Source organism: Tractidigestivibacter montrealensis, assembly GCF_024741235.1.
GTDB classification, from domain to species: Bacteria; Actinomycetota; Coriobacteriia; order Coriobacteriales; family Atopobiaceae; genus Tractidigestivibacter; species Tractidigestivibacter montrealensis.
In genome coordinates this window covers 96,723-113,578 of record NZ_JANSKA010000004.1, presented here as the reverse complement: position 1 = coordinate 113,578, position 16,856 = coordinate 96,723, and the positions used below count along the sequence as shown (strand labels likewise).

At 64.6% G+C, this 16,856-nt stretch carries 12 protein-coding genes and 3 tRNA genes; 3 read left to right on the top strand and 12 right to left on the bottom strand.

Going from position 1 to position 16,856, the window contains the following annotated elements:
• The first annotated feature begins 45 nt into the window (after positions 1–45).
• Entirely contained in the window at positions 46–990 is a 945-nt protein-coding gene (locus NVS32_RS06795; RefSeq protein WP_258499138.1) for a lactate/malate family dehydrogenase, read from the top strand.
• Between the two features lie 63 nt (positions 991–1,053).
• Here the strand turns inward: NVS32_RS06795 and NVS32_RS06790 are convergent, their stop codons facing one another.
• The 4 genes from NVS32_RS06790 to NVS32_RS06775 all read right to left on the bottom strand — a co-directional run bounded on the left by NVS32_RS06790 (position 1,054) and on the right by NVS32_RS06775 (position 5,719).
• Positions 1,054–2,373 (bottom strand): lysylphosphatidylglycerol synthase transmembrane domain-containing protein, encoded by a 1,320-nt coding sequence (locus NVS32_RS06790; protein WP_258499137.1) that lies wholly within the window; start codon positions 2,371–2,373, stop codon positions 1,054–1,056.
• Between the two features lie 69 nt (positions 2,374–2,442).
• On the bottom strand, positions 2,443–3,534 hold the full coding sequence (mnmA, locus tag NVS32_RS06785) for a tRNA 2-thiouridine(34) synthase MnmA (protein WP_258499136.1): 1,092 nt from the start codon (positions 3,532–3,534) through the stop codon (positions 2,443–2,445).
• On the bottom strand, positions 3,534–4,814 hold the full coding sequence (locus NVS32_RS06780) for a cysteine desulfurase family protein (protein WP_258499135.1): 1,281 nt from the start codon (positions 4,812–4,814) through the stop codon (positions 3,534–3,536). The genes mnmA and NVS32_RS06780 overlap by 1 nt, the downstream gene beginning before the upstream one ends.
• Positions 4,814–5,719, bottom strand: coding sequence for a putative ABC transporter permease (locus NVS32_RS06775; RefSeq protein ID WP_258499134.1), 906 nt, complete (start codon positions 5,717–5,719; stop codon positions 4,814–4,816). Before NVS32_RS06775 ends, NVS32_RS06780 begins: the two co-directional genes overlap by 1 nt.
• Before the next feature lie 210 nt (positions 5,720–5,929).
• Here NVS32_RS06775 and NVS32_RS06770 point away from each other — a divergent pair.
• Positions 5,930–6,005, top strand: a tRNA-Gly gene (locus NVS32_RS06770).
• Between the two features lie 37 nt (positions 6,006–6,042).
• Positions 6,043–6,116: transfer RNA gene (locus NVS32_RS06765), tRNA-Cys, on the top strand.
• Positions 6,117–6,319: 203 nt separating this feature from the next.
• Here the strand turns inward: NVS32_RS06765 and NVS32_RS06760 are convergent.
• From NVS32_RS06760 to NVS32_RS06725, 8 genes are all read right to left on the bottom strand, one after another.
• Positions 6,320–7,090, bottom strand: coding sequence for an anti-sigma factor antagonist (locus tag NVS32_RS06760; protein WP_258499133.1), 771 nt, complete (start codon positions 7,088–7,090; stop codon positions 6,320–6,322).
• Positions 7,091–7,171: 81 nt separating this feature from the next.
• Complete coding sequence (locus tag NVS32_RS06755; RefSeq protein WP_258499132.1) at positions 7,172–9,391, bottom strand: GAF domain-containing SpoIIE family protein phosphatase; 2,220 nt, start codon at positions 9,389–9,391, stop codon at positions 7,172–7,174.
• 46 nt (positions 9,392–9,437) lie between these two features.
• Entirely contained in the window at positions 9,438–9,881 is a 444-nt protein-coding gene (locus tag NVS32_RS06750) for an ACT domain-containing protein (RefSeq protein ID WP_258499131.1), read from the bottom strand.
• Positions 9,882–10,075: 194 nt separating this feature from the next.
• Positions 10,076–10,166, bottom strand: a tRNA-Leu gene (locus NVS32_RS06745).
• 478 nt (positions 10,167–10,644) lie between these two features.
• The gene (locus NVS32_RS06740) at positions 10,645–12,450 is read right to left on the bottom strand and encodes an ABC transporter family substrate-binding protein (RefSeq protein WP_258499130.1); all 1,806 of its coding nucleotides are present in this window, start codon (positions 12,448–12,450) and stop codon (positions 10,645–10,647) included.
• Between the two features lie 225 nt (positions 12,451–12,675).
• On the bottom strand, positions 12,676–14,700 hold the full coding sequence (locus tag NVS32_RS06735; protein WP_258499129.1) for a dipeptide ABC transporter ATP-binding protein: 2,025 nt from the start codon (positions 14,698–14,700) through the stop codon (positions 12,676–12,678).
• Positions 14,701–14,714: 14 nt separating this feature from the next.
• Positions 14,715–15,743 carry an ABC transporter permease gene (locus tag NVS32_RS06730; RefSeq protein ID WP_258499128.1) on the bottom strand — a complete coding sequence of 343 codons (1,029 nt, stop codon included), beginning with the start codon at positions 15,741–15,743 and terminating at the stop codon, positions 14,715–14,717.
• A gap of 9 nt (positions 15,744–15,752) precedes the next feature.
• Positions 15,753–16,745: an ABC transporter permease gene (locus tag NVS32_RS06725; RefSeq protein ID WP_258499127.1), complete on the bottom strand. Its 993-nt coding sequence runs from the start codon at positions 16,743–16,745 to the stop codon at positions 15,753–15,755.
• Positions 16,746–16,856 lie beyond the last annotated feature (111 nt).

Genomic DNA, 16,856 nt, shown 5'->3' with positions numbered 1-16,856 from the left:
TGAGACAATTAATCGAGACAAGTCACGACATAAGGAGCGCGGAGAATGGCAACGCATACGACTATCGGCATCATCGGCTGCAGCCACGTGGGAGCGCACGTCGCAAACGCGCTGCTCGCGCAAGGCCTCGCGGACGAGATTCGCCTATCGGACACAAATGAGAAGCTCTGCCGTGCGCAGTCGAACGACCTCCTTGACGCCATGAGCTTCTATCCGCGCCCCGCGCGCGTCGTCGAGTGCGACGACCGCTACGAGGAGCTTGCCTGCTGCGACGTCATCGTCAACGCCGCGGGTCACGTGGACGCCGCCCGCACCGACCGCGACGGCGAGCTTGTCCCCACCACAGAGGAGCCCAAGAAGTTCGTCCGCCGCATCGAGGACGCGGGCTTCACGGGCATCTGGGTGAGCGTTTCCAACCCCAACGACGTGATCGCCACCGAGATACGCGACCTGGCAGACTGCGACCCACGCCGCGTGCTGGGCTCGGGCACAACGCTCGACTCCGCGCGCTTCAAGCATGCGCTTGCCGGCGCGACCGGCCTCAACCAGGGCTCCATCAACGCCTGGATGCTCGGCGAGCATGGCTTCTCCGAGTTTGCCCTGTGGTCTCACGTAACCTTTGGCTGCCTCACCCCGGAGGAGCTAGAGGCGCAGACGGACGTCACGCTCGACCGTGACGCACTCGAGACGCAGGCCGTGCGCGGCGGATACACCACCATGGTGGGCAAGGCGTGCACCGAGTACTCCATCGCCAACGGAACCGTTGCAATCATCGAGGCCATCCTAGGCGACACCAAGCTCGTGACGCCCGTCTCGACCCTCGTCGAGGGCGTCTACGGCGTCTCAGGCCACTATGCCTCACTACCCTGCGTGATTGGCGCGAGCGGCGTCGAGAAGGTCATTGTCCCCACCATGACACCGCACGAGCAGGAGCGCTGGCAGGCAAGCTGCAGACACATCGAGGAGAACATCGCCAAGGTCTCCTGGTAGCGTCATACGACCGGCACACGTTACGAAAGCGGCGGGAAGCCATATGCGCTTCCCGCCGCCTCTCTATTTGAACGTGATCTTGATGCCACCGGAGCCCTTGCCGCCGCTCCCGCGCGAGAAGAGCCTGCGCAGCCGCGCCCCATAGCGCTTGAAGCGATGGTTGATACTCTCGCCGCTGGTCGAGCGCAGGCCCAGAAGCGGTGCCGCGCACAGCGTGGGCAGGAAGTACTCGATGGCACGCCAGAGCACGAAGCCCGCCGAGGCCTGCGCGCCAAACATGCCGCCAAAGAGCAGCGCAAAGCCGCCCTCGGCGCCGCCGGTGCCACCGGGCAGCGGGATGGCCGAGGTGAGCAGCTCAAGCATCGAGCCGGACGCCAGGCAGGTGATGAGGTCGGCCTCCTTGCCAAAGGCGTTGAGCACGAACCATGGCAGCGCGTAGAGGCAGCCCAGCTGCAGCAGCGTGAGCACCAGCACGCCAACAAGGTCGCCCTTGTTCTTGGCGGCAGACTTGAAGCCGTCGGAGAACTCGTTGATCTGGTTGTTCACGACCTGGTACCAGTGGTCGTAGTCCTTCACCCAGCCGTGCTTGTTGGCAAAGCGCAGCACCCAGTTGCCAATGCTCGAGAAGAACTTGGGGTATGCGCAGATGCCAAAGAGCACCGCGCACTCAAGGATCTTGAACACAAAGAGCAGGATACCAATGATGATGAAGTCGCCAAAGGAGTTGAGAAAGTAGTCAAGCCTAAAGATGAGCATGATGGCGGCAAAGATGGCCTCGCCCGCCTCGTACATGATGAAGCGCGTTGAGTGGAGCGCGCCGGCTCCGCCCACAGAGAGGCCTGCACGCGTAAGGCGGTATATCTGCGCAGGCGCGGCGCCCATGCCATTGGGCGTGAGGTTCATGAAGAAGACGCCGGCTGCCTCGACGCTCATGAGGTCGCGCACACCCACGGGAGATCTAGGGTCCGTGATGACCGAGAGCACATACGCCGAGACGCCAATGATGTAATAGACCACATAGCAGAAGACCCCACGCAGCATCCAGCTGCTGTCAACTTGGGAGAGGCTGGCGAGAAACACATCCATCTGGCCAGAGAAGATGAGGTATGCCAGGTAGGCAACGGTAACACCGCCGAGAAAGACCAGGCTCTTGCGCACCTGGCCCATGCTCTGCTTGTCGGCCTCTCGGTCCTGGGCAGAGACCGCCTTGGCGGCATTGACGCGGTACTTGACCTTGGCACCGGCAGAGCCGGCGGCACCCTTGGCGGAACCTGCTGTCCGCTTGGGTGCGGAGGCGCTCACCTTGGCACCAACCACCTGCGGCTTTGGAGCCTTGGGGCGCTTCTGCGCCGCAGGGGCCTTCTTCTCGGCGTCCTCTGCCACAAGCACCTCCAACCAGCCTCGTCCCAGGTCAACGCCAGCGCTGCCACCTGGTTTCACCACATGAGTAACTTACCGATTATATGCCACCGGGTCTGGTTCCACGATTCCTCCGCCCAGACAGACGAGACCCCCATAGACGACGGCCGACTGCCCCGGTGCCACTGTGCGCACGGGCTCGGGGAAGCTCACGCGAGCGCGCCTGTCGTCGAGCACCTCCAGGCGAGCCTCCCGCAGCTCGCCCGTGTGCCGCGTCCTCACCAGGTAGTCGCCGTCTGCGGGTGCCTCGCCGGCAACCCAGTGCACGTCAGAGAGGTTGAGCTGCGTACACCACAGGCCCGGGCACGCAGGGTCTGCGGTCACGTAGACCACGTTCTTCTCGGTATCCGTCGAAACCACATATCGAGCAGGGCCGCCACCCAGGTCGAGGCCCTTCCGCTGCCCAACCGTGAAGAGGAATGCCCCGTCGTGGTGACCGAGGACGCGACCCGTCTCCCACTCCACGATGTCTCCCGCCCGACGTTCCAGCGTGTCCAGGAGGAAGGTCCTTATCCCCACGGGCCCCACGAAGCAGATGCCGTCGGAGTCCGGCTTGGACTCAACGCCCAGGCCCCTCTCAGCGCACATGCGGCGCACCTCGGCCTTGTCGCGCACGTCGCCCACGGGGAAGAGCGTGCGCGACAAGGCCTCCTCGCCCACGCGCCAGAGGAAGTAGGTCTGGTCCTTGTGCTCGTCCACGGCGCGCAGTAGCTGGATGGAGCCGGTCGTGGGACCACGCCGCACGCGGGCGTAGTGCCCCGTGGCAATGAGGTCCGCGCCACGCGCAAAGGCGCGGTCGGCAAAGGTGCCAAACTTGACGGTCTGGTTGCACATCACGTCTGGGTTGGGCGTGAGGCCACGCGCGTAGGCGTCCACCAGGTAGTCCACGACTGTGCGCTGGTACTCCTCCTCGCAGTCCCAGACCTCGAGGCCAATGCCCAGGGTCACGGCAACGCGCTCGGCGTCCGCGAGGTCGTCGGCCCAGGGGCAGCGGTACCCCGGCAGGTCACGCGACCAGTTGCGCATGTAGACGGCCGTGACGTCATAGCCCTGCTCCACAAGGAGCGCGGCCGAGAGCGCCGAGTCCACGCCTCCGGAGAGGCCGAGAAAGACCTTCTCGCCCATTAGCGCCGCCTCCCCACGGCCAGCCCACCGGCACGGCCGAGCATGTCGTCCTGGGAGAGGCCCGTGCGCCGCATCTCAGTGCGCACGGCATCTGCGATCTGCGCGGCCGCGTAGTCGATGTCGTCAATGCTGGTTTGCCGACCCATCGTGATGCGGAGGCTCCCCGCCGAGACCTCCGGGGGCAGCCCCATGGCGTGAAGGACGTGGCTCTCGCGCATGCGGCTGGCCGCGCAGGCGCTGCCCGTCCCAACAGAGACCCCGCGGCGCTCGAGAAGCACCACCAGGCGCCTGGCCTCGAGGCCGGGAAAGCTCACGTGGAGAAGCCCGGGAAGGCGGTGCTTGGGGCTTCTCGGCCCCGAGACCACCATGCCGGGGAACTCGTCCGCAAGGGCGCGCTCAAGCCGCAAACGCAGCGCCTCCTCGCGGCGGCACTCCTCGGCGCGGCAGCCCTGCGCGATTGAGAGCGCGGCAGCGAACCCCACCGCACCGGCAACGTTCTCGGTGCCGGAGCGCACGCCGCCCTCCTGGCCGCCGCCGAGGACCAGAGGGCGCAGGCGCACACCCTCCCCCGCCCAGAGGACGCCCACCTGCTTTGGCCCGTAGACCTTGGCGGCAGAGAGGGTGACCATGTCGGCCCCAAGCGAGGTCACGTTGCACGAGAGCGAGCCGGCGGCCTGTGAGGCGTCCGTGTGCAGCCACAGGGGCACGCGGCTCCCCTCGGCCAGGCGCTGCTGGCGCACCACGGCGACCCTGCGGGCAATCTCTCGCACGGGCTGTACGGCGCCCACCTCGCCATTTGCAAGCTCAACCGAGACGAGCTGCGTGGTGGGGCCAATGGCCGCGCACAGCCGCTCCGGGTCAACGCGGCCGTCGGCGCCCACGCTCACCACCACGGCATCGCGTGCCTGGGCGCAGGCGAGGACGGACTCATGCTCGGCGGCGTCGGTCACAACGCCACCGTCCGCTGCCGCAAAGGCAAGGTTGTTGGCCTCGGTGGCGCCAGCGGTGAAGATGACGCCATCTGGCTTGGCGCCCATGAGGTGCGCAATGTCCGCCCGCGCTCCCTCAACGGCATCTCGCGCCGCGCGGGCGCGGGCGTACGGGGCCGAGGGGTTCTCGAAGCAGCGTGTGAGGTAGGGCTCCATGGCCGAGAGGACCCTGGGGTCTAGCGGAGTGGCGGCAGCGTAGTCCAGGTAGACATCGCGGGCAGGGGCAGGCGCGCCCGCGCCGCTCGTGGCCTGCACCTGCGCGGCAGACCGTGGCACCATGCGGTCGGGCATCACTGCTCGTCGCCCCCAATGACGAGGTTCTGGAAGCGGTTGGCTATGAACTCGTCCGTGTAGTGCTCGTCCACCCACTGCTCGAAGGCGTTGCTCGCGGGGATGCCGGCGTCGCGCGCCGTCTTGCGGTTGAAGCATGCGAGCGTCATCCAGATGTCCGCCGCAAGGTAGACGCTCACCAGGATCACAAAGACCAGCTGGCGGTGAGAGGTGGGCATGCCAATGCGGTAGAGCAGGGGCGGCATGACCACGCGGCACCAGGTGAGCCCCAGGATGCCCCAAAAGAAGAGGAAGCGCCAGGCAACCCACTGGGTAATGTGGTCGGGCAGATACTCGTAGGTCCAGGACTCGGCGTGGAAGAGCATAGCCATCGACCAGCCGGTGACCTGCTCCAGGATGCCACCCACCGCCATGGAGATGAGGAAGATCTGCCAGCCCTTGGCGTGGTGGCGGCGCATCTCAAAGCAGATGAGCGTGAGGAACGTGGCCCCAAAGCCATAGAGTGGCGAGAAGGGCCCCCATACCAGGCCCACGCGGCTCTGCGTGAGGCCCGCCGTCACGAACATCCAGACCTCCTCGACAAAGAGGCCTGCAATACAGCCTAGGAAGAAGACGATGATGATCTGGTAGAAGCCCAGGTGCATCTCGTCGAGGTACGTCTCAATCGCATCGTGCTCGGTGCGCACGACGGTTGCGCGGCGCTGAGGGACGGCCTTGTCGTCTATGCCCTTGAGGTCGCGCTCGGCGACCTTCTCGGCAGCCTCCTCTGCCTCGTGCGCCTCCGAGACCTCCGACTCGTCGAGCTTCCTTCCCTGGCGCAGCCAATCGGCAAAGTAGCGAATCACACGGACAAAGCCCTCGACGATAAGGGCAATGAGGAGAAGCGTGAGCAGGCTAAGGATCATGGGGCGTCTCCCTTTGGATGGGCGGTGACTATCCGGCGGCACGGGCGCAATCGCGCGTCCTCTTAGCATACGACACGACCGCCAGCGACGTCTTCAGAGATTCTTCTCGTCATTTTGTGGCTTCTACCTGCGGCGTTTACAAGACCCTCAAAAAATTTCAAATTCTCGCTTGCATCGACGCGATGGTTCCCGTATATTATCCCCTGCGTCGCGGGCTTAGCGCAGTTGGTAGCGCGCCACCTTGCCAAGGTGGAGGTCGCGGGTTCGAACCCCGTAGCCCGCTCCATGCATTTCCGGCCGGTGCAAATCGGCCTTTTTCATATGGCGAAGTGGCCAAGTGGTAAGGCACGGGCCTGCAAAGCCCTTACCCCCGGTTCGAATCCGGGCTTCGCCTCCAGAAAAAGAACGGGCACCCGTGAGAGCGGGTGCCCTTTTTCTTGCGTGGGCTTCTCTCGTCGCCGGAAAGCCCATTTTGGCGCCATTTGCAACACAGGGGCTCCTCCGGCGATGATTTGTCTCCGGAGGGCACGTTTTGATGAGAATTGCAACAATTTGGGGCTTCCGGCGACGTCCATGACTGTCGCCGCGTACGACGCGCGTCTACGCGCCGGCGCCACCCACGACGCCGATCTTCTCGCGCGCGGGCACGAGCTTCACCAGCCGCACAACGGTCCCCTTCCCCGAGGGCTTGCGCGTGATCGACACGGCATCGGCGAGTAGGCGCATGAGGCGAATGCCGCGCCCGCGCTCGGCACCGGGACCCGCCTCGGGCGGCTCCTCGTCGGCACCAAGCTCGAAGCCATCGCCACAGTCTGCCACGTCCACCTCGATCCGGTCGTCGTAAGCCGTGACGGTAGCAAGCACACCCCTGGCGCAGGTGTGGTCGACGGCGTTGCCCAGCGCCTCGCCGCACGCAAGCGTCATATCAAAGATCTCGTCATCCGAGAAGGGCATGCCACGCATGAGCTCGCCCACGTGGTCGCGGGCCTCGCCAAGGTGCACGGCGTCCACGGGAAACGTGGTGCGCCACAGCGGCAGAACGGAAGGGTCGAGCTCCGAGACGGTCCTCTTGCTTCCAGCGCGCGAGACCGGCATGTAGTCCACAATGCGCATGAGCGCCAGGCTCATGTACACGCGCGGCCGCACGTTGGTGAGCGACAGCAGCCCACCCAGAGACCTCATGCGCCGCAGCTCGCAGAGCACAAGCCCCAGCCCTGCGGAGTCCGCAAAGCCAACGTCATCCATGTTGAGCACAATGCGCCGACAGCCGTCGGCGATGAGCGCGTCGATGGTCCTTCTCAGCGCACCAACGCTCGTCACGTCCAGGTCTCCCGAGACGTTCACAACGGCTATGTCCGGCATTCTCTCCATACGGGAATGCTTCCCACAACCATGCGGGTGTATGCCGAGAAGTGCGCAAGCGACACGGCGGCGCCTTAGACCTTACGCGCCCTACCCCAGCTCGTCGAAGCGCACGGCGACCATCGAGACGTCGTCGTTCAGGTTGCGCCCCGTGAAGTCATCCAGACGCGCCAAACAGCGGTCGAGAAGCCCATCGAAGTCCCCTGCGGTCTCGGCAGACACCATGTCACGCAGGCCGTCCTCGCCAAAGAACGCGCCGGAGGGCGAGCGCGCCTCGGTGGTACCGTCGGTGTAGAGGAAAAGGATGTCCCCCTCGCAGAGCGTCGCCACGCCATCGCGGTACTCCATGTCATGGAAGGCACCCACGACGCCGGACTGCACGTCGAGAAGGTCCATCTGGCGCGTTCCCGCCCGCACGAGCACCGCGGGCGGGTGCCCCGCCGAGCAGTACGTGAGCGTAGCCGCCGCAAGGTCCACAATGCCCACGAAGAGCGTCGCGAACGTCTCGATGCGAGAGAAGCCGAGAAGGAACTCGTTGAGCGAGCGCACCATGCGCGCGGGCGCGAGGCCCTCCCACGAGTACGCGCCCAGCGCCGTCTTGACGGCCGCCGAGACCGAGGCCGCCTCAACGCCCTTGCCCGAGACGTCGCCCATGATCACGCAGGCACGCCGCCCCGGCAGGCGGATGAGGTCGTAGAAGTCGCCGCCCACGAAGGCTGACTCGGTTGCCGAGGAGTAGATTCCCTGCGCCGTAAGGCCGTCCACGTGCTGCAGGACGTTGCGCATGCCCGTCTGGAGCGCCTGGGAGATGCGCTTGTCCTTCTCGCGCCTCTCCTCGCCCAGGAAGATGTCGCGCACGTCGCCGGCAAGCGTGCCGAGAAACGCGAGCTCGCCCGCGTCGAGGGGCTCGGCGCCGTCCGGGCGCAGCACAAGGCAGCAGCGCCTCTCGCCCGCCAGCTTGCCCGCGTCCACGAGGGCGCCCACACAGGGCTCCCCCAAGTCGCGCAGGACGTCGTAGACGTCCGTGCCCGCGAGCACCGGCACCACGGCCACGTCGTCCTCCACATGGCCCTCCTCGGCGGCGTCGAGGTCGATGGGCACGGCGCGCATGCCCGTGACGGGGAGCTCCGCCACCAGGACGCTCTGGTGGACGTTCTGCTCGAGCCGCACGTAAACGGCATCGAGCTCCTCGGCCGCCTGCGCAAAGGCCTGCTCGGCGCGGGAGGCAAGGTCCTCGTCGCCCTCGGAGGCATCCAGGAGCTCCTCGCGCAGCTCGGAGCCGCGCTGGTTGAGCCGCTCCGCTCGCTGCTGGCGCATGGTCGAGAAGGCCCCCATGAGCTGCACCGAGAGGTAATGCGCAACCGAGTCGAGCAGGCGCGCGTCGTCTGTGTCCAGAGGGCGCGGGCGAGACCAGCCCACCTCGATGATGGCAATAACGTGGCCGCCAAACCACACCGGCACGGCAAAGAAGCTCGCAAAGGGCGGAAGCAGGCTCCTGCGAATGCGTAGGATCTCGCGGGTCTCCTCGTCCACGACCTCGCTCACGCGAATCTTGCCCTGTCGCAGCTCCTGCGGCTGCGGGGGCTTCACACGCAGACGCAGCGCGTGCCCCGCGCGTGTGGCAAGCGTCTCGACCGACTTGCCGTACGCCATGAAGTGCGGCACGCGGGCGCCCTCAAGCGACTTGGAAATGCCGCGCAGGTGGAAGCCGTCGGACTCGGCCAAGTAGACAATCGTGGCGTCGGCGTCCATGGTCTGCGTAATCTCTTCGAGCACGCGCGAGAAGAGCGTTGCGACGTCACGCGAGTCAAGCGTGTCCAGGACGATACGCAGGGCGCCTGCCAGGCGCTTGTTTGCGCGGCGCAGGTCATCGAGGTCCCTCTCGCCCTGGCGCTCCTCCAGGCTTTGGCTCTCGGCCGGAAGCGCAACCGCCACGTACGTCTCGCCTGCCGCCTGCACCCGGTCGCAGCGAACCCTCAGTCGCATGGCCTCGCCCGCGTGCGAGGCCATGGTCACCACCGTCGGCGTCCCATCAACGGGAAACGGCAGCGCGTCTACCGAGAAGGGAGCCTCGGGGTCGGTGCTTCCCGCCGGGGGGAAGAGCGTGCGCACGTCCGCGCCAGCAAGGCCCTCGGCCTCTCTGTGCGGCAGCAGAGACGTTGCCTGGTCGTTGGCGAGAAGAACCCGTCCCGCCCCGTCAAAGGCCACTACAGCCTCTGAGGCAAGCTGCAGGAGCCGCGCGAAGGTGGCGGCGAGGCTCCCCTCTCCTATGCCCTCCACGCGCCGTGTGCTGAGTGCGTTCTTTGCCACGTGCCGCCCTTTCCTCGAAGCCTGGGTCCCGGGCGGCACGACGTTCTCACACAGTCCGGCGTGGCGTGCAGAGCTCCTCTGCCGAGACCATCGTGAGGCCGCTCTCGCGCAGCTTGATGGCAAGCGGTTCTCCCGTGACCTTCACGATGTCGATCGTTCGCCCGCCCATGGGACAGGTGTAAGCGTACTCCACGTTGAGGTCGGCTGAGGCCAGATGGTCGAGAAGAACCCCCAGACCGCCAGGGACGTCTGACACCTCGATGCCCACAACCTGCGTGAGCGTGGCGTCGTAGCCCAGTCCGTGCAGGAGCGAGAGGGCGTCCTGCGGGCGGTCGCACACGATGCGGATGATGCCAAAGTCCGTAGTGTCTGCCACCATGAGGGCGTGAATCTGGATGTTGTCCGCGCCCATGGCGCGGCTCATCTGGGCGAGCCTTCCTGGCTCGTTGGGCAGGCAGACGGTCAGCTGGTCGATCATTGCGCTCTCCATGGCACACCCCTTCCCGATGGTGCCGCGGCGCCCGCACCGGCATCGCGGCCGACAAGGAACCTTGGGGGACATGGTCGCGCTTTCTGTTTTCGTCTTGGTTGCGAGCGGGCTACGAATGACGCATGAGACAAAGGGACTGTCCCTTTGTCTCACAAAAAAGCGGGCCCCCGTTTCCGGGGACCCGCGAACGCTCGTGGTGTCGGAGGCGGGACTTGAACCCGCACGACCTTTTAGTCAGTCACTAGCACCTCAAGCTAGCGCGTCTGCCAATTCCGCCACTCCGACGTGCGCCTTGAACGCGAGGAGTATCTTAACACACGCTCGCGCGGTGGCAAGCGCGAATCGCAAGTTTTTCTCGCCAGACCAAAAATGTGCCGAAAGGGACAGGACCTACTCCTGTCGTCAGACGGTCCGACCCTCTCGCCAATGCCGCGCGATTTCACTGGTTAGAAAAAATCCGAACGTTTAAGGCGGTCTAACCGTTCGAAATGCGCGGCACCTCCGCGATGCCGCGCGTTCTCGCCATTTAAGCAACCCTAACCGTTCGGAAAATTCCTAAATGCCGAGAAGGTGCGGCATTGCCGACAAAGTGCGGCATTGACGAGAAGACCCGCCTTCCCTGCCCGAGGAGCTCTCGGCATCCGCAGCTTGAGGCGCTGCCGCTGCAAGTCCCGAAAGAAGGGCCCCTCCGGCGACGAAATGTCTCCGGAGGGGCCCGCATGTTGCAAGCTTCGCAGAAATCGCGCTTCCGGCGACAGCCGAACTACTTGGCCCAGCCGATGTTCTCGTTGGACACGGTGAGGTACAGCGCGGGGCCGTAGTTGGCGAGGCCCTGCTTGGTCACGACAACGTCGGGGCCGGCGTACAGAGGCACGAAGCCGTAGGAGGCAAGGGCCTTCTTCTCGGCGGCGTTCAGGGCCTTCATCTGCTCGGTGTGGTCCTCAATCGAGATGATCTTGGCCAGCTCGGCGTCGAGGTCGGCGCTGCCGAGGTGCGTGAAGTTCGACGGGGAGTCCGAACCGTAAATCTGGGGCCCGTTCCAGACCGAGGTGGGCGTGGAAACCCAGCCAAACAGGCAGATATCCCAGGAGCCGCTGGTGAGCGTGGTGGAGAACTCCGAGGAGGGCTTGGCGTCCTGGTCAATCTTGATGCCGGCGTCCTTGGCCATCTTGATGATGGCGGCAGCGCGGTTCTTCACCGTGTTGGAGTCGCCGAACGTGGTGAAGGAGAAGGCGACCTCGGTGCCATCCTTGGCGTAGTAACCGTCGTCGTCGAGCGCGTAGCCGGCGTCCTCGAGGGTCTTCTTGGCCGCGGCGGTGCGCTCGTCGGCAGTGTTGAGGCTGGTGACGTCATCCGGCATGTTGTTCTCGTAGCCATCTGCCCAGACGGGGGTCAGCAGCGAGCCGGGGACGTCCTCCTCCCAGTTCACGCCCTGGAACACCACGGAGCGCAGCGTGGGGATGTCGAGGCACTGCACGAAGGCCTTGCGCACGTTCTCGTCGGTGAGCACGCCGCGCGTGGAGTTGATCTCGATGTTGGCGATGGAGAGGCTGTTCGCGCGACGGATCTCGGCGTTGTCCATGCTGGAGAAGTTGGAGAGCATCTCCTGAGAACCGCTCTGGGCCGTGCCGGTGGCGTCAATCTCGCCGTTCTTGAAGGCGTTGAAGAGCGCCTGAAAGTCCATCTGCTTGTAGGTGACGGACTCAAGCTTGGGTGCGTCGCCCCACCAGTTGGGGTTGGGAACAAAGGTGACCTGCGTGGTGTCGAAGGAGTCCACGGTGTAGGGACCATAGCCCCAGTCGTCGGCGTGGGGGTTGTTGTTCCAGCCGTTGTTGAAGACCTCGGGATCGGCAGCGTCGGGGTGAATGACCAAGTTGAAGAGGGCCTCGGCAGGATAGACCGGATTCGAGGTTGTGATCACGACCTGCTTGTCAGAGTCGCCCTTCTCGACGGACTCGATGCGGTCGTAGCCGTCGGTGGCGGCAGGGGTGTAGGCAGAGTTGGTGCCGTTCATGACGGTCCAGACTGCCTGGAAGGCGCGGTAGTCGATGGGGGTGCCATCGTTGAACTTGGCATCGGGGTTAAGGTCGAGGGTCAGGGTCTGCTTGCCGCCGTCATCCTTGGTCTCGGCCTTGGTCACGAAGTTGGGGTTGGGCTCGAACTTCGAGCCGGTGGCGTCAGAGATGAAGAGGTTGGTGGGCATGTACCAGTCCCACATGTTGTGCATCTCGGCGGTGTTGCCCTCGACGGAGAGGTAGTTCCAGTTGGGGCCGATCTCGCCGGCAGGAAGGGTGAGGGTGCCGCCGTCCTGGATCTGGTCGCGATCGAGCGGGTTGTTGTAGACCTTGCCCTTCTCGGGGAGCGGCAGCTGGTCAAGCGGGGTGGTTGCGGGCGAGCCGTTCTGGGTCTCGGCGCCAGTGACGTCGGTGCTGTTGGCGGTGCCGGTGGCGTTGGCATTGTCGCTGGACGCGGAGTCGGACCCGCAGGCAGCGAGACCAAGCCCTGCCAGCGCAACGGCGCTGCCGCTCATGCCCAGGAAGGCACGACGCGAAAGGTTGGAAACAGACATGTTCTCTCCCGTTCTCTCGGATGATACCGGTTCGTAATGAACCGTTAAAGATGGTATCAGACTGGCATTAGGTAATGAAATCACATCGTTATTGAATCGTGTTTAGAAATCGATACGTAATGATTTGGACACAAATTGTACGGTTACCGCAGAGAAGCGGGCCCGGAGGTCCGGGCCCGCAAGGTCACGTTCCGGCCTGAACCGGCCGGCTTCTCTCCCCTCTCGCTACGTAAGCGAGGTGGGAAGCAGACTCGAGGCAGGAATGAGCTCGCCGTCACGGTAGACAAGACGCTCGCGTGTGCGCTCGACCTTGGGGTCGGGGATGGGAATTGCGGAGAGAAGCGCCTTTGTGTAGGGGTCCTGGGGGTTGGTGAAGACCTCCTCGGTGTCGCCGTACTCCACGATCTTGCCCAGGTGCATCACGGCCACGGTATCGGAGATGTGGCGAATCACGGCAAGGTCGTGCGCAACAAAGAGGTAGGAAATCTTGAGCTGTACCTGCAGGTCCTCGAGAAGGTTGATGATGCCCGCCTGGATAGACACGTCAAGCGACGCGATGGGCTCGTCGAGAAGGAGCAGCTTGGGGCTTGTGGCCAGGGCACGGGCGATGGCAATGCGCTGGCGCTGGCCACCGGAGAACTGCGACGGGAAGCGGTCCACGTAGTCCGGGTTGATGCCCACGAGGTACATAAGCTCGCCGATGCGCTTGTTGATCTTGGCCTTGTCCCAGCCCTGGGCCTCGAGGGGCTCGGCCAGCACGTCGTAGATGGGCATACGCGGGTCAAGCGAGCTCATGGGGTCCTGGAAGATGATCTGGAGGTTGCGGCGCAACTCGCGGCGGTCGCGGGCACTCTTCAGCTCGGAGGTCTTCTTACCCAGGACGGTGATCGTTCCCTCCTCGGGCACCACAAGGTCCATGATCTGCATGAGCGTGGTGGACTTGCCCGAGCCGGACTCGCCGACAAGCGCCAGCGTCTCGCCCTCGTGGATGGTGAACGATGCGTGATCGACCGCGGTCATGGTTCCCTTGTTCCTGCGGATGAGGCCCTTGCCCTGGATGGGGAAGGTCTTCACCAGGTCCTTGACCTCGAGAACCACGGGGCGCTGGTCACGCGGGACGTCGGCCCACTTGGGCAGCAGCGGCTCAAGCGCCGGGTAGACGTCGGCGTAGGTGAGGCGCTTGTCGCGAATCTGGTCCATGTGGTGGCACGAGACCAGGTGGCCCTCCCCCGCCTCGATGGGCAGGAGGTCAGGCTCGGTCACGCGGCACTCGTCGGTTGCCATGGGGCAGCGCGGTGAGAAGGGGCAGCCCGCGGGAATGGCCGCAAGCGAAGGCGGGTTGCCCTTGATGGGGACCAGGCGGTGCTCGGCCGCCATGTGGGGCTTGGGCACGGCGCCGAGAAGGCCCATGGTATAGGGCTGAGAGGGACGCTCGAACAGCGTGTCAATGCTCGCACGCTCCACCGCACGGCCGGCGTACATGACCATCACGTCATCTGCCGTGCCGGCAACAACGCCCAGGTCGTGCGTGATAAGCACGACGGCGGCACCGGTCTCCTTCTGCGCGACCTTCAGGATGTCCAGGATCTGCGCCTGGATGGTCACGTCGAGGGCCGTGGTGGGCTCGTCGGCAATGATGATGTCGGGGTTGTTCGCAATGGCGATGGCAATGACAACGCGCTGGCGCATGCCGCCAGAGAACTCGTGGGGATATGCGTCAAGGCGGTCCTCGGGGTTGGTGATGCCAACCAGGGTGAGCAGCTCGATGCAGCGCTTGCGCACCTCGTCCTTGGGCATGCCGGGATTGTGGATGAGCAGCGCCTCGGCAAGCTGGTCGCCAATGGAGAACATGGGCGTAAGGGCAGAGAGCGGGTCCTGGAAGATCATCGAGATGCGAGCGCCGCGGATCTTGGACATCTCCTCGTCGCTCTTGCCGATAAGCTCCTCGCCGTTGAGCTTGACCGAGCCCGAGACGCGCGCGTTGTCATCGAGAAGCCCAATGAGCGAGAGCGCCGTGACCGACTTGCCCGAGCCGGACTCGCCCACGATACCCAGGGTGCGACCGCCCCAGAGGTCAAAGTTCACGTCACGCACGGCGTGGACCACGCCGGCCTCGGTGTTGAAGGAGACGCGCAGGTTGCGAACGCTCATGACGGGGTCGCCGGTTGGCGCACCCTTGGGCCCGTTTGCCTCGAGCAGCTCGTAGCGAAGCGTGTCGTCCATGGTTGTGGTGCTGGTGGTGTCAGACATGCGTACGTCTCCGTCTACTCGTGGTGTGATCCGGCAGCGGTGCCGGCGGCAGCAGCGGCGGTCTTCTCGGCCTCGTCCTTCTTGGACTCCTCGTCGGCCACCTCGCCCGCAGCGCGGGAGTAGGGGTCGAAGGCGTCCCTCAGTCCGTCGCCAATGAGCTGCATGCTCACGCACAGGATGATGAGGACGACCGATGGGATGAGGACGATCCACGGGGCAGAGAGCATGGCCGAGGAGCCCTGCGAGAGGATGTAGCCCAGCGAGGTGTCGGGCGCCTTGATGCCCAGGCCCAGGAAGCTGTAGGCCGTCTCGGAGTTGATGCCGCTGATGACGCCAAGGACCGTGTCGATGACCAGGATCGAGCCCAGGTTGGGAATCAGGTGCCGAATGATGATCTTGATCGAGGGAACGCCCATGTACTTGGCCGCGCGCACGTAGTCGCGCTCGCGCAGCGAGAGCGCCATGGTGCGCAGCGTTCGCGCATAGCCGATCCAGCCAAAGGCAGTGAGGCCGAGGATGAGCATGAGCCAGCCCTGCGTGCCGGAGGCGGCGCGGACGATCATGGCAACAAGAAGGAAGCTCGGGATGACAAGCAGCATATCGAGAAGCCACATGCCAATCTTCTCGCCCCATCCGCGCGCATAGGCGATGGCAGTGCCCACGATGGCCGAGATGGCAGTGGTAAGGATGGCGTAGGTGAGGCCGATCACAAGGGAGCGGCCAAGGCCGTGCACCACACAGGCAAAGAGGTCAAAGCCGCCGCCGTCGGTGCCAAACCAGTGGCGAGCGTTGGGGGCCACGTTGATGGCCGTAAAGTCTGGGTCGGTGTAGTCGTACTTGCAGATGAGGGGCCCAAAGATGGCGAGAAGCACCAGAATGCCCAGGATGGTGAGGCCAACCACGGCGCTCCTCTGCCTGAAGAACCTGCGCGCGATGAGGCTCGCGTAGCTTATGCGCTTGACCTCGCTGGGGCCGGCAGCGTCGGCCTGGAGTTCGAGCTGGGCATTGGTGAGCTGCTCGTTCTTGTTGTTCTGCTCTTCCATTGCCATCTCCTAGCTCATCTTGATTCTGGGGTCGAGCGCCGCAGCGAAGAGGTCTGCGAGCAGGGCGCCCACAAGCGTACAGGCGCCCGAGAAGGCGGCGACCGCAACGGCACCGTTGATGTTGTTGTTATTGATGCAGTTGATGAAGTACTCGCCCATGCCGTGGATGGCGAAGATCTTCTCCGTCATGACGGCACCCGTGAAGATGCTGGCAATCGAGAACGCCACGTTCACCGAGGTGGGGATAAGGCTTGCGCGCAGCGCGTGCTTGCGGATGGCCTGCTTCTTGGTGAGGCCCTTGGAGCGTGCCGTGCGCACGTAGTCCGCATGCATCTCGTCCAGGAGGTAGGTGCGCTGGTTCAGGTGGTAGCCCACGGAGCTGATGATGGTAAGGACGATCGTGGGCAGAAGGATGTGCTGCAGGAAGTCAATGAACGCAACGAATACGTTGGGGCCGTCGTAGCTCGAGAGGCCAGTGACGTAGAAGATGCGCTGTCCCGTCTGTTGGTTTATCTCGATGGCAAAGAAAACGATGAGGATTGCCAGAACGACCGTGGGGATGACGAGAAAGACCGACGCAAGGCCGCTCCAGAACCTGTCTTGCCACTGGTACTGGCGCTGCGCCGTGTAGACGCCCAGGCTCACGCCAATCACGATGGAAAGGACGGTTGAGAGAAGCATGAGCTTGACCGATGCTCCAATGCGGCTGGAGATCTCGTTGTTCACGGAGTCGCCCGCGGGCGAGAGGCCCCAGTTCCACTCGGTCACGATGTTGGTGAGCCAACGCTGGTAGCGCTCGGTGACCGGGGTCTTGTCGTTGAGGTTGGCCTTGTCCAGGGAGGCCTCGATGGACTCCTGGGAGGGCCGGGGCGTGCGCGACTCGTAGTTCGAGCGCGGGCTCATGAAAGCGCACGCGAGAAAGTAGGTAAGCGAGGTCGCAACGAAGATCATCACAATGTAGTTGACGATCCTCTTGGCCAGGTACCCTAGAAATCGTGCCATCGAAACTCCTTTGTGCCGTTCGCGCAACCAAAGGAGAGGTGCCGGCCACCTGCGCCCGCACGCCCCTTGGGGGTTCCGCTCGCCCGAGCCATACGGAGCATGAGTCCCCCT